The sequence below is a fragment of the Streptococcus sp. FSL R7-0212 genome (assembly GCF_038007985.1).
In the GTDB taxonomy this organism is placed as follows: Bacteria; Bacillota; Bacilli; order Lactobacillales; family Streptococcaceae; genus Streptococcus; species Streptococcus parauberis.
Window position 1 is genome coordinate 1,607,619 of sequence record NZ_JBBOYF010000001.1, and the last position, 12,151, is coordinate 1,619,769.

Here is a 12,151-nt window from a genome sequence, read left to right on the forward strand (position 1 = left end):
TTGACAACATTAGCTAATCAAAAAGTATTGGTAAAGACCAATCACTTCTTCAATGACTGGTCTTTACTCTTACTTCTCTACTGGTAAATTTTCGATATAATGGTAAACACCTTGTCCTGCAATAGCACCATCACCCACTGCAGTTGTGATTTGTCTTAAATCTTTTTGTCGTACGTCACCGATTGCAAAGATTCCTGGCGTTTTAGTGCGCATATGGTCATCTGTTTCAATCCAACCTTCTGCATTACAGATACCCAAATCTTTAACCATGCTTGTCACTGGTATCATCCCAACATAGATGAAGACACCACCAAATTCAAGTTCAGTGACTTGCCCTGTTTTGACATTTTTTATAGCTACTGATGAAACTTTGATATCACTACCTTTTATTTCTTCAACAACTGAGTCCCAAATAAAGCTTACTTTTTCATTAGCAAAAGCACGGTCTTGCAAAATTTTCTGAGCACGTAATTGGTCTCTACGATGCACGACAGTGACAGACTTTGCAAATTGCGTCAAATAGATAGCTTCTTCAACTGCTGAATCTCCACCACCAACAACTAGTAGGTCTTGATTTCTGAAGAATGCACCATCACAGACTGCACAATAAGATACACCACGACTAGTATAAGTTTCCTCACCAGGTACACCTAAGAGCTTATATTTTGCCCCTGTGGCCACGATGACTGTCTTTGCATCATAATGTTCATCGTCTGCCCAAACACGTTTTACATTTCCTAAATCTTCGACCTTCTCAACAATCCCATAGATATGTTCGACATGGAATTTCTCAAGTGGTTCAAACATTTTCATTGATAACTCAGGCCCAGTAATATTGTCATAACCAGGATAATTTTCAATTTCTGAGGTATTATTCATTTGTCCACCTGGGGCACCTTGTTCAATAATACCAACTTTGAGATTACTTCTCGCTGCATATAAAGCTGCTGTCATCCCAGCAGGGCCAGAGCCAATTATTAGCGTATCATACATCTGTTTTTCTCCTTGTTTGTTTCTTTCATCATTTTATCAGTGTCTACATGCTAATGCAAAAATTATGATTTTAAGACTATCAAGATACTCATAAATGCAAAAGATACTATTGGTATCAGTAGGATGGCAATGGTGATCATTTCATAAAGAAAAGCTTGTTTTTCAGAAGCTGTTTTATCTTTCTTACTTCTAGCTCTTATCAACATCCAAAGGGAGCAAATAATGAGGACCGTAATTGATGATAAGAAAAGTCCTTGCACATAAAGACCAAATAATTCTTGTAACATAGCTTCCTTCTCCCACTTAACACTTTTTCTTTTTCCCGTCCTCTGACAAGAAAAAGCCCAGGTAAACCTAGACTTTACTATTATATCAAATTATTTGTAAAAAAAATAAATTATAAAATGGAATTTGAATATTTCATAAAGAATGCTTTGGTCCGTTCTTCTTTTGGTGAATTAAAAATTTCCTCAGGTGAGCCAGATTCAATCACTTTCCCTTGATCTAAAAATAGTACTTTGTCAGCTACTTGATAAACAAAATCCATATCATGACTTACTAAAATCATTGTCTGTCCTGATTGGGCGGCTAAGGCAATGGCTTTCTCTACTTCACCTACTAATTCAGGGTCTAGTGCTGAAGTTGGTTCATCTAATAATAAAACGTCTGGTTTCATGGCTAACGCACGCGCCAGGGCCACACGCTGTTTTTGTCCACCCGACAAATGTCTTGGGTAGTGATTTTGACGATCAGAAAGACCAACTTTTGCCAGTTCTTCCTGAGCAATCGCTGTCGCCTCTTTATCCGACATTTTTTTAACAACAGTTAAACCCTCTTTGACATTTGCTAGTGCTGTTCTGCGTTCAAATAAATTAAACTGCTGAAAAACCATAGCCAATTTACGTCTTAATAAGAGAATATCATCACCTGAAATTTTTTCTAAGTCAAATGTATTGTCGCCGATTGTTAGTAGACCTGAATCCGGTTTTTCCAAAAAATTTAAGCTCCTTAAAAATGTTGATTTACCAGCTCCAGATGAGCCAACTAAGGCAATAACTTGTCCTTTCTCAATGGTCAACGAAATATCGTCCAAAACTTTTTGTCCTGAAAAGCTCTTGCTTAAATGTGAGATGTTAATCATTAGCGTAGTTCTCCAATCATTTTATCACTGACTTGTTTCGGAGCCGGAATGGCCATTCGTCGCTCAATGTATGCGCCTAGCTGTTCGACAAAGAAACTAATTAACCAATAAACTAAAGCTACCGAAATATAGCGCTCAAAATAACGGTAATCCGACCCACCGAGAATTTGGGCTTGCGCAAACATTTCAACAATTCCTGCATTAAAGGCTAAAGATGTACCCTTGGTCAAGCCAATCAAGCCATTGATTAATGTGGGTGTCGCAACTACTGCCGCATTGGGAACGATAACCCTTTGATAGACTTGTTTATTGGACATACCCAGACTTTTAGCAGCCTCAATTTCTCCATCATCGACAGAAAGAATTGCTGCGCGAATAGTCTCACTCATATAAGCTGCCTCGTTAAAGGCAAAAGCTGTAATCGCAAAGAATGACGCAGGAATTGCATTTATATTCCAATTAAGCCCATATGTAAGGTTCAAATATTTTAGAAATAAAGGTATCCCATAATAGGTTAACATTAATTGAACAAGAATTGGTGTGCCTCTAAGAAAACTAACAAAGACCGCTTGAATCGGGTAGAGTACTTTTACACGGTTAATTTTTACAATAGCAAAAAGCAGTGCTAAAAGTAAGCCAATAATTGCACCAATGATTGTGAGCAACAAAGTAATTGGTAAGCGATTAATAATATCTGGAATAGCATCAAAGACAGCTCGCCAACTAAATAATTTTCCTTCTGGTATTTTTGCTGTTAACTGATGAAACCAATCCCATGAACTGGCTAAATATAAATGTGACATAGCAACTCCTTTTAATAATAGTACCCTATAGTCTATCATTGCCTCTTAAATCTGTAAAATATGAATATACTATGACCTTAATAGAAAAACCTTATCACCAACCAGTGACAAGGTTTTTAGTTATTTAATTGAGGAAACAAAGTCATCTTCAAAGAATTGGAGACTCAATTTTTTTAGTTGTCCAGATTTTTTTAGTTTCTTTAGTCTCTTATTGACGTAAATTTGTAGTTCTTTTCCTTTATCATCTTGAGAAAAGATAAAATACTCTAAGCCATCCTTTTCATCTCCTACTTGCCCTTTCAAGTTGGTTACTTTCAAATCAAATCCTTGGTCCTTAATTGCCGTTTTTAAAGAAATGGCATCATACAAAAGGAAATCTAATTGCCCATCTTCAAGCATTTGTAAACGTTGTGTATATGGTGTAGACGAACCAGCATACGTTAAACCAATCGGTTTTTTGTCTGGATTTTGTTTATTCCATTTTTCCATAATTTGCATATAGTTTGCTCCAGAAATTCCCTGCGTTTTCTTACCAGACAGGTCTTTCAAGTGTGATATATCTGTTTTGCCTTTAGTGGCTATTGCAAAATTAGATTTAGAAATTGGACTTGAAAAGAGATATTTTGCTTCTCTTTCTTTACTGAAGGCAAAGTCATTGGCAGCAATTTGGTAACGTCCCGCATCAATTCCTGTTAAGATTGATGGAAAAGCTACTGTTTGCACAGATAACTTATACTTTTTTGAGTCTTTGAAGACTGCTTTTAGTACCTCAATATCATATCCTGTGTCCTTTTTACCTTCTTTATATGTAAATGGTTTTGTCGCACTATCAGTGGCTACAATAACTTCTTCCTTAGTATCAGCCTTCACAGTTGAAATACCAATTGCCATTAGTAATAAAAGTATGCCCATAAATCCTGTTATCAATTTTTTCATTCTCGTAACCCCTTTTTTCTTATGTCACTATAGTAGCAAAAATTGAATTGTCTATCTAATACAGCTTTTCTATCAAGGCAATAATAAATTTTTATCACAAAAAAAGAGAGCCCTTTTGGACTATCTTTTTATTCAGATTAGAAACTTTGTTTCTTTGATTTACGTTCAGCACGACCCTTAGCACGGCCTTCCGCACGACGTTCTTTACGACGCTTTTCATCAACAACCCATTGAATTTTTTTCTTATAGGCTGGCTTAACTTTTTTCTTTTTCTTTTTAACAAGACCAATCATCTCAGTATCAAGCTTCTTATATGATTTTTCTCTTGATTGACGACGATCACGATCATAAGTATCTTCAAATTGCCCATTTTTCAACACTTTTGGTACAAACTGAATTCCTAATTTTTCAAGTTCTTTAATATCAGAATCATCACTAGGCTTATAAAGGGTGATAGCTGTTCCCGACATACCATTACGACCAGTACGACCAACACGGTGCACAAAGAATGATAAATCTTGGGGAATTGCATCATTGATTATGTGACTCACACCCTCAATGTCGATTCCTCGCGCAGCTAGGTCTGTCGCTACGATATACTGAAAGTCAAGCTTTTTAACTTGGTTCATAATCCGTTTACGTTCTCTTGGCGGAACACCACCATGAATTTTAGCTACTTTAAGTCCATTAGCAACAAGGAAAGAATGAAGTTCATCTGCTCTTTCTTTTGTATTAACAAATAGCATAGCTAAATAGGGATTCATGTTTTGGAGAATGGACAGAATCTGACTATTATTATCTCTACCTTTAGTTGACACTAACCAATTTTCGATGGTATCCGCAATCACTGTTTGAGTTTTAATTTGTTCAATAACTGGATTAGTTAGATATTTTTTCAAAAATGGTTGTAATTTTTGTGGGATAGTAGCTGAAAAGACTAAAATTTGTACCGCTTTGGGAAGAGCTGACGCAATTTTATCAACAGTGTCTAGGAATCCCATATCCATTGTCATATCAGCTTCATCAACAACAAATGTTGTTGCTTTATGAATTTCTAAATCACCTGATTTAACTAAATCATAAATCCGTCCTGGTGTCCCCACAACAATATGAGGTTGAGAAACTTTCAATTTTTCAATTTGACGGAGTTTATCTGTTCCACCAACATAGTTAACTAAACGAATTTCTTTATCTGAATGGCTTGCAATTTGTTTTGCTGCATCAAAAATTTGAGTAGCTAATTCACGACTTGGTGCCGTGATTAAAACTTGAACTTGTGCTAAATCTTCGTCCAATTTCTCAAAAATTGGCAACAAGAAAGTATGAGTCTTACCAGACCCAGTTTTTGATTCACCTACTAAATCACGACCAGAATTAACGATTGGAATAAGTTTTTTCTGAACATCAGTTGGTTCAGTAAACTTGATTGCATCCAGGGCATCCTGAATGTATTGTTTAAAATTATAATCTTTAAATGACATATTAACCTCTTTTTCTCTCATATTATAACATTAAAGCTAAAGACAAGCAAAATGCAGTGCATCATCTGCACTGCAAATCACTTTATAAATATAAAATTGCTAAAACAATTGAACTTGCAACTAAGCCAACTGACCATAAGAAGGCATCAACCTTCCATTCAGACCAACGGTCAGATTTGCCAGTTAGTCCACCTAATTCCAAGTGATGGTGGAAAGGAGTCATCCTAAAGATACGACGACCTTCACCAAATTTTTTCTTTGTATATTTGAAATAAGAAACTTGCATCATTACTGATGTTGTTTCGAAAACATAGACAATACCAATAATAAGTAATGTCCATTCTTGGCGTAAAGCAATTGAGATTGCTGCTAATAAAGCACCAAGCGCCAAACTACCAACATCGCCCATAAACACTTTAGCAGGTTTATGATTGAATAGGAAGAAACCAAGTAATGCACCAGTCATAACACCAATTAATAATAGGACATCAAACTGATTTTGGAAAAAAGCAATAAAACCATAGGCAATGAGCGAAATAACAACTGAGATTGAAGCTAAACCATCAATACCATCTGTTAAATTGACTGCGTTAGAAAAACCAACAACCCAAAAGAGTACAAATAAAACGTAGAAGATCCCTAATGGTAAGTGATAACCAAAGATATTTATTGCATCAATGCCGTTTGGTAAGACATGAAGGAAATAGAAAATTAAGCCTCCAATAATCTGTAATGCAAACTTTTGTCGAGCCGTTAAACCTTCATTTTTTTGTTTAAATATTTTCAAGAAATCATCAAAGAAGCCGATAAATCCGTAGATAACAACTACTGATAGAATCCCTGAAATCAGTCCAAAACTATTGCTTTGGCGATAAAATAGTAAAGCAAAAATAAATGATATTAGGGTCGCAACAAGGAGAAAGACTGTCCCACCCATCGTTGGTGTCCCAGCTTTTGCTAAATGTTGTTTAACATCTTCATGCATTTGTTGGCCACCAATTTTTTTCAATTGATAGTACTTTATAAAAAATGGCATGACAAGAGCAGTCAATACTAAAGATATGATTGCTGCTATGATAGTTAAAAACATGTTAATCTCCTAGTGTTATTGTTATTTTTTTAATTTTATGAAGTGCTTTACCAACTTCAATATTTTGTTTAATTACAGTTCCAGAATTCGAACCCTTATATTTTACTTCAATTCCTGTCCATTTGGCAAATTTTTTGACGTTTGATTTTGTCCAACCATACATATCTGGTAAAGTTGTAAATTTGTCAGTCAAAACCAGGATTTGTTTATTTTCAGTTAATTTCGTTCCTTTTGACTTAGAAACCTTAACAATTTTCTTACCTGTTCCCAAAACAACTGGTTGAATTAAATTACGCCGTAATTCATCAGCTGTATTTCCAGGATTTTGACCTATGAAATCAGGCAGCTTATATTCAGAACCGCTAGTGGCATCTGGAACTGGTTCAGTTAGAGTTTCTTGCATCAGATATGCTTCTTCTAGGACTGGATTAACCACATCTTGCCAAAACATCCCACTCCAGTGTTCTGGTTGTTGAATTGTTACATACATGACAAAATCAGGATTATCAGATGGGACCATTGCAACAACTGAATAAACATAGTTGGTTAGACCGCCATCAAGATAACCACTTCCATTTTCTGCAGCAATTTGGGCCGTACCAGATTTAACAGCTACAGGTAAATCTCCAACTTTAATAATAGGTCCAGTGGATTTTGAATAAAGTGTCCCAAATACAGGATCTGTTCCTACAGTGACCATATAATCTCTAGTTTCACTAGCAGCCCTTTTCGATACTGGTTTTCCGACCACTTCTTTTTGAGAAGTTCGGTAACTGCCATTGTTTGGATCATATATCTTGCTAATAAATTTTGGCTCTAGCATAACACCATCATTAGCAATTGCCGAGAAGGCTCTTAACATTTGAATTTCTGTTACAGAAATCCCTTGTCCAAAAGCACTCATTGCCTGTGTAACAATGTTATCACCTGGGAAAATACCAGATTCTTCATCCCCTATACCAAAACGAGTTGGGAATCCAAATTTAAATTTCGAAAGGTAATCAAGCCAAGTCTTTCCACCCATTTTTTGTTCTAACTTTGTCATCCCAACGTTACTTGAAAAGGCAAAACCTTGGGCATAAGTCATATATTGACCAGTTGAAATTCCTTCATTGACATTCCAGTCTTGAATAGTGGCATCGGCAATAGTAAGACCATTTACACTACTATAGACATCATTTGGCTCAAAAACACCATCATCAATTGAAGAGGCTAAAGTCATAACTTTCATTGTTGAACCAGGTTCAAAATTATTCTGATACAAGGCACTTTTCCAATTATAGTCTTTATTATTTAACCCTTCCAAAGTATCCGCATTATAACTTGGTCTTTGAGAGGTGGCTAAAATTTCCCCTGTCTTTGCATTTACCAAGGTAGCACTTGATAAGACCCCTTTAGTTTCTTTTTGGAAGACATCCATTTGGGCTTCTAAGAAAGTTTGAATTGGTTCTGAAATAGTTGTATAAACATCTTTCCCGTCAACTGCTTTCTTTACTGTTTTTCCTGTTCCAAGCAAAGTATTCCCATTCTTATCTTTTTCATAAGTAATAGTTCCATCTCGACCTGACAGTATATCATTCATGGAAGATTCTAAACCAGTTTTACCAACTAAACTTTTACTACCATCTTTGTTTTCATTTAGCGAAGCTAGTCCAATTAATTCAGAAGCAAATGTCCCATTAGGATACATTCTACCCGGACTAGTTGTAAAGGCAACACCTTTTATCTTAGCTTTTTCCATCTCACGACGAATGGTAGTCATCTTACTATAAGAAATACCCGAACCAGTTGTTCCAAAAGAAACTTGGAATAGGCCTTTTTGTTTTAGTTGCTTGATAACATCAGTCTTCTTCATTTTCAATTGCTTGTTTAAAATTGAAGCAACAGTGTCAAATTGTGATGGTTGAACATATAACTTTTCACCAGTTGCTGAAACAAACGATTTGTCTAAAACAGCATAAATACTATATGTCGTTGAGTCAATAGCTATTGCTATCCCATTTCGGTCATAGATTGTTCCACGTTTAGCTTGAACTGTTACCGTTTCTTGATAAACACTCTTCGCCCCTTCAGAAAGGTTAACACCAAATTTTTTATCAGTTCCAATAATAATCACAAAGTTAATGATAAAGACAAAAAAGAGAAAGATACTTAATATCATCATGTTTTGTCCAACATGTTCTCTGTTTTTCACAGGTGTTTTCCGATCACGTACGGCGTAATCAATAAAACCTTTAATAAACTTATTCATCTACTATTTGACCTTCTTAATATTATCATTCTGGATACTCAAACCACCTTTACCAGCAATATCAATAATACGATCACGTCGTGATAATTCATTAACTTCTTGTCGTGCATTATTGAGTTCTGTTTTTTTATCATCGATTTTTCTATTTAAAGCGGTAATATCTTGTTGCAGTTGCAATTTTCGACTCTGTAAAAAAATAATACTTACTGACATGGTAATAGCTGTCAAAATCAATGCAGTATAAAAAGCTTTCTCAACTCGAGAGAAAGTTCTTATTCTCTTTTGTAAGGCAGAAGTAACTTCTTGACTTCTTTTTTCATTATTCATAGTTTATACCCGAATTTTTCTTGCGACACGCAATTTTGCCGAGTGGGCGCGGTTGTTTACTTCTAATTCCTCAAGACTAGGCAGAATCGGTTTTCTTGAAACCAATTCAAATTTTGGTTGCAGATGTTCTGGAATAATTGGAATATTCTTTGGAACATCAACTGTACTTGCTTCTTTAAATAATTGTTTGGTTAATCGATCTTCAAGGGAATGGAAGGTAATGACAGAAATTCTTCCATCCAAAGCTAGGATATCCATTGCTTGTTGGATAGATTCTTCTGCAGCACCTAATTCATCATTAACCTCAATCCGGATTGCTTGAAAGATTTGTTTTGCAGGATGCCCTTTTTTCTTCAATTCCTTGGCTGGTTTAGCTGATTTGATAAGCTCCGCTAATTCAGCTGTCGTTTCAATCGGTTTAATTTCTCTGGCTTGTTCAATTTTTCTTGCGATCTGTTTAGAAAATTTATCCTCACCGTATCGGAAGAAAATACGCACCAAATCATTAAAGGCATAATGATTAACAACCTGATAAGCAGTCAATTCAGCTTCTGTGTCCATTCTCATATCAAGAGGTGCATCTTGACGGTATGAAAAACCACGTTCTCGTTCATCAAGTTGCGGACTAGAAACACCTAAATCATACAGAATACCATCGATTTCAGTAACACCTAAACTAGCTAATCTTGACTTAAGATTCCTAAAGTTATCTTTTATAAAAGTTACTTGTCCTTTATCAATAAAGGGTTTCAAAAAGACCTGTGCATTATCGATTGCTTTTTGATCTTGGTCAAAACAATACAAATGCCCATTTTCATTTAATTGAGATAATAAATATGCTGAGTGACCAGCACCACCTAGAGTAGCATCAACATAGATACCATCAGGCTTTACATTTAACATATCGACGGTCTTGTTAAGAAGAACTGTAATATGGTGGAATTCTTTTGTCATAACTTTAATTTTAACACATTTTAGTTATTAAGAAAACAAAAAGAAAAACTGTAAGCGCTAGACTATACAGTTCTATTTTTTATTCTCTGGTTTGACCATTGCCATTAATATAATACTTACTACTTGTCAGTGCCTCAAGACCCATGGGACCTCTGGCATGCATTTTTTGGGTAGATATTCCAATTTCAGCCCCTAAGCCAAATACAAAACCGTCAGTAAAGCGAGTCGATGCATTGACATAGACAACTGCAGCATCAACGAATTCTTGGAACTGCTCGGCTGATTCCAAATCCTTAGTAATAATTGACTCAGAATGATGACTACTGTAATGATTAATCCAGTCAATAGCTTCATCTAAAGATGAAACGATTTTAACTGACATAATATAATCTAGAAATTCACTAGCATAGTCTTCCTCTTTAGCCAGTTTTGCATTTTTAAATAAGGAGAGGGCTTTTTGATCGACACGAAACTCAACAGAATGGACCTTAACAATTTCTGTTTCTAATTGCGCGATAAATTTTTCAGCTATGGACTCATGAATGACTAATCCTTCAGCTGCATTACAAACACTAGGTCTTTGCGTCTTAGCATTTATAACAATTTCTGTCGCCATATCAAGATCCGCAGATTGATCGATATATATATGGACATTCCCAACCCCAGTTTCTATGACTGGAACTTTTGCCTTGTCCTTAACTGTCTGTATTAACCGTGCACCACCACGCGGAATTAACACATCGATATAGTCAGTTGCTTTCATTAATTCCTCTGCTAAAGCATGTGAAGGGTCTTCAAGTAATTGAATGGCATGTTCAGGAAGACCGGATGATTTTAGTGCTTTTTTTACCACACTAACTAAAGCCATATTAGAATTTAGAGCATCCCTGCCACCCCTTAAAATAATAGCATTGTTAGTTTTAAAAGCTAAACTGAAGGCATCAATAGTAACATTTGGACGACTCTCAAAAATCATAGCAATAACGCCAAGTGGAACACGTTTTTGAACAATCTTCAGACCATCAACATTTGTATAACCTTTAATCACTTGCCCAATGGGATCAGTTAGATCAGCAACTTGTTGTAGCCCTTGACACATGGCCAAAAGTCGGTCTTCTGTGAGTAAAAGTCGGTCGAGCATTATTTCGGAAATGCCATGCTCTTTCGCTTTTTCCATATCCATTTTATTTGCTTCAAGTATTGATGTGCTTTCAGCTTCTATCGAAGTTGCTAGTTCAAGTAAAAAATGATTCTTTGTTTGACTTGAAACTCTTAATAGTTGTTTACTTGCTTCTTTAGCTTGTTTGCCAAGTGTTTCAATAAGTGTCATACATTACTCCTAACTTTTAATAAACCAAGTTCCAATCAATTGACCTTCTAAGGCATTTAATATATCTCTTGGATTTGCACCATTCATTAGTACCATTTGACCATTATTTTCGAAAATAATTTGAGCTGATTGAATTTTGCTCAACATACCCCCAGTTCCGAACTTGCTACCAGCCCCACCAGCTTGAGAAATAATTTCATCTGTAATCTCATTAACTTGACTTCGAAGAATGGCATCATCGAAAATAGTAGGATTTTTATCAAACAAGCCATCAATATCCGACAACATGATTAGTAAATCAGCATTTGTAATTTTTGCAACAATTGCTGATAGTCGATCATTATCACCAAATTTTGTGGCATGGTCCATTTCATCCACACTAACAGCATCATTCTCGTTGACAATTGGTACAATTCCCATTGATATTAATGATTCAAAAGCATTAGTTACATTTAATAAACTTTCAGGAAAGACTACCACATCTTGCGTTAATAATATTTGCGAGACGTTAGTTTGATAGTGTGAAAAAATTTGAGAATATAAACTCATCATCGCCACTTGTCCAACACTTGATACTGCCTGTTGTTGTGCTAAATCGCTAGGACGCTTGTCCATCTTTAAGATATCGAGTCCAAAACCCATTGCTCCGGATGAGACTAAGATAACTTCTTTTCCTTTATTAACCAAACTTGAAATAACAAAGGCTAATTGATCAATTTTTTCTAAATTTATTTTTCCACTACTTTGGACTAGGGAACTTGTCCCGATTTTAATAACAATCCGTTTTACAGATTCAAAATTTCGTTTCTTCATAATTTGATTATAACAAAAAATCAGTCTTTGAG

At 35.5% G+C, this 12,151-nt stretch carries 12 protein-coding genes; all 12 read right to left on the minus strand.

Features of this window, described 5'->3' with window-relative positions; all coding sequences use genetic code 11:
• Positions 1-69 precede the first annotated feature (69 nt).
• The 12 genes from trxB to proB all read right to left on the minus strand — a co-directional run bounded on the left by trxB (position 70) and on the right by proB (position 12,119).
• On the minus strand, positions 70-993 hold the full coding sequence (trxB, locus tag MKY69_RS08150; RefSeq protein ID WP_003107510.1) for a thioredoxin-disulfide reductase: 924 nt from the start codon (positions 991-993) through the stop codon (positions 70-72).
• A 62-nt stretch (positions 994-1,055) separates the two neighbouring features.
• Positions 1,056-1,280, minus strand: a complete 225-nt coding sequence (locus MKY69_RS08155; protein ID WP_003104578.1) for a DUF4059 family protein — start codon at positions 1,278-1,280, stop codon at positions 1,056-1,058.
• A gap of 110 nt (positions 1,281-1,390) precedes the next feature.
• On the minus strand, positions 1,391-2,134 hold the full coding sequence (locus MKY69_RS08160; protein WP_003107511.1) for an amino acid ABC transporter ATP-binding protein: 744 nt from the start codon (positions 2,132-2,134) through the stop codon (positions 1,391-1,393).
• On the minus strand, positions 2,134-2,937 hold the full coding sequence (locus tag MKY69_RS08165; RefSeq protein ID WP_003106039.1) for an amino acid ABC transporter permease: 804 nt from the start codon (positions 2,935-2,937) through the stop codon (positions 2,134-2,136). The genes MKY69_RS08160 and MKY69_RS08165 overlap by 1 nt, the downstream gene beginning before the upstream one ends.
• 120 nt (positions 2,938-3,057) lie before the next feature.
• Complete coding sequence (locus MKY69_RS08170) at positions 3,058-3,873, minus strand: transporter substrate-binding domain-containing protein (RefSeq protein WP_003103348.1); 816 nt, start codon at positions 3,871-3,873, stop codon at positions 3,058-3,060.
• 137 nt (positions 3,874-4,010) lie between these two features.
• On the minus strand, positions 4,011-5,354 hold the full coding sequence (locus MKY69_RS08175; protein WP_003103994.1) for a DEAD/DEAH box helicase: 1,344 nt from the start codon (positions 5,352-5,354) through the stop codon (positions 4,011-4,013).
• 82 nt (positions 5,355-5,436) lie between these two features.
• Positions 5,437-6,444 carry a phospho-N-acetylmuramoyl-pentapeptide-transferase gene (mraY, locus tag MKY69_RS08180; RefSeq protein WP_003107512.1) on the minus strand — a complete coding sequence of 336 codons (1,008 nt, stop codon included), beginning with the start codon at positions 6,442-6,444 and terminating at the stop codon, positions 5,437-5,439.
• 1 nt (position 6,445) lies between these two features.
• Positions 6,446-8,695 carry a penicillin-binding protein PBP2X gene (gene pbp2x / locus MKY69_RS08185; RefSeq protein WP_003107513.1) on the minus strand — a complete coding sequence of 750 codons (2,250 nt, stop codon included), beginning with the start codon at positions 8,693-8,695 and terminating at the stop codon, positions 6,446-6,448.
• Positions 8,696-8,698: 3 nt separating this feature from the next.
• On the minus strand, positions 8,699-9,022 hold the full coding sequence (ftsL, locus tag MKY69_RS08190; RefSeq protein WP_003104409.1) for a cell division protein FtsL: 324 nt from the start codon (positions 9,020-9,022) through the stop codon (positions 8,699-8,701).
• Positions 9,023-9,025: 3 nt separating this feature from the next.
• Positions 9,026-9,976, minus strand: coding sequence for a 16S rRNA (cytosine(1402)-N(4))-methyltransferase RsmH (gene rsmH / locus MKY69_RS08195; RefSeq protein ID WP_340791391.1), 951 nt, complete (start codon positions 9,974-9,976; stop codon positions 9,026-9,028).
• Between the two features lie 79 nt (positions 9,977-10,055).
• Positions 10,056-11,306: a glutamate-5-semialdehyde dehydrogenase gene (locus tag MKY69_RS08200; protein ID WP_340791392.1), complete on the minus strand. Its 1,251-nt coding sequence runs from the start codon at positions 11,304-11,306 to the stop codon at positions 10,056-10,058.
• Between the two features lie 9 nt (positions 11,307-11,315).
• The gene (gene proB, locus MKY69_RS08205) at positions 11,316-12,119 is read right to left on the minus strand and encodes a glutamate 5-kinase (RefSeq protein ID WP_340791394.1); all 804 of its coding nucleotides are present in this window, start codon (positions 12,117-12,119) and stop codon (positions 11,316-11,318) included.
• Positions 12,120-12,151: the final 32 nt, after the last annotated feature.

Excerpts from the sequence above, each read along its gene's own strand:
- MKY69_RS08165 (WP_003106039.1), bottom strand. The coding sequence starts at position 2,937 with ATGTCACATTTATATTTAGCCAGTTCATGGGATTGGTTTCATCAGTTA.
- proB (WP_340791394.1), bottom strand. The coding sequence starts at position 12,119 with ATGAAGAAACGAAATTTTGAATCTGTAAAACGGATTGTTATTAAAATC.
- MKY69_RS08200 (WP_340791392.1), bottom strand. The coding sequence starts at position 11,306 with ATGACACTTATTGAAACACTTGGCAAACAAGCTAAAGAAGCAAGTAAA.
- MKY69_RS08160 (WP_003107511.1), bottom strand. The coding sequence starts at position 2,134 with ATGATTAACATCTCACATTTAAGCAAGAGCTTTTCAGGACAAAAAGTT.
- trxB (WP_003107510.1), bottom strand. The coding sequence starts at position 993 with ATGTATGATACGCTAATAATTGGCTCTGGCCCTGCTGGGATGACAGCA.
- mraY (WP_003107512.1), bottom strand. The coding sequence starts at position 6,444 with ATGTTTTTAACTATCATAGCAGCAATCATATCTTTAGTATTGACTGCT.
- MKY69_RS08155 (WP_003104578.1), bottom strand. The coding sequence starts at position 1,280 with ATGTTACAAGAATTATTTGGTCTTTATGTGCAAGGACTTTTCTTATCA.
- rsmH (WP_340791391.1), bottom strand. The coding sequence starts at position 9,976 with ATGACAAAAGAATTCCACCATATTACAGTTCTTCTTAACAAGACCGTC.
- MKY69_RS08175 (WP_003103994.1), bottom strand. The coding sequence starts at position 5,354 with ATGTCATTTAAAGATTATAATTTTAAACAATACATTCAGGATGCCCTG.
- ftsL (WP_003104409.1), bottom strand. The coding sequence starts at position 9,022 with ATGAATAATGAAAAAAGAAGTCAAGAAGTTACTTCTGCCTTACAAAAG.
- pbp2x (WP_003107513.1), bottom strand. The coding sequence starts at position 8,695 with ATGAATAAGTTTATTAAAGGTTTTATTGATTACGCCGTACGTGATCGG.
- MKY69_RS08170 (WP_003103348.1), bottom strand. The coding sequence starts at position 3,873 with ATGAAAAAATTGATAACAGGATTTATGGGCATACTTTTATTACTAATG.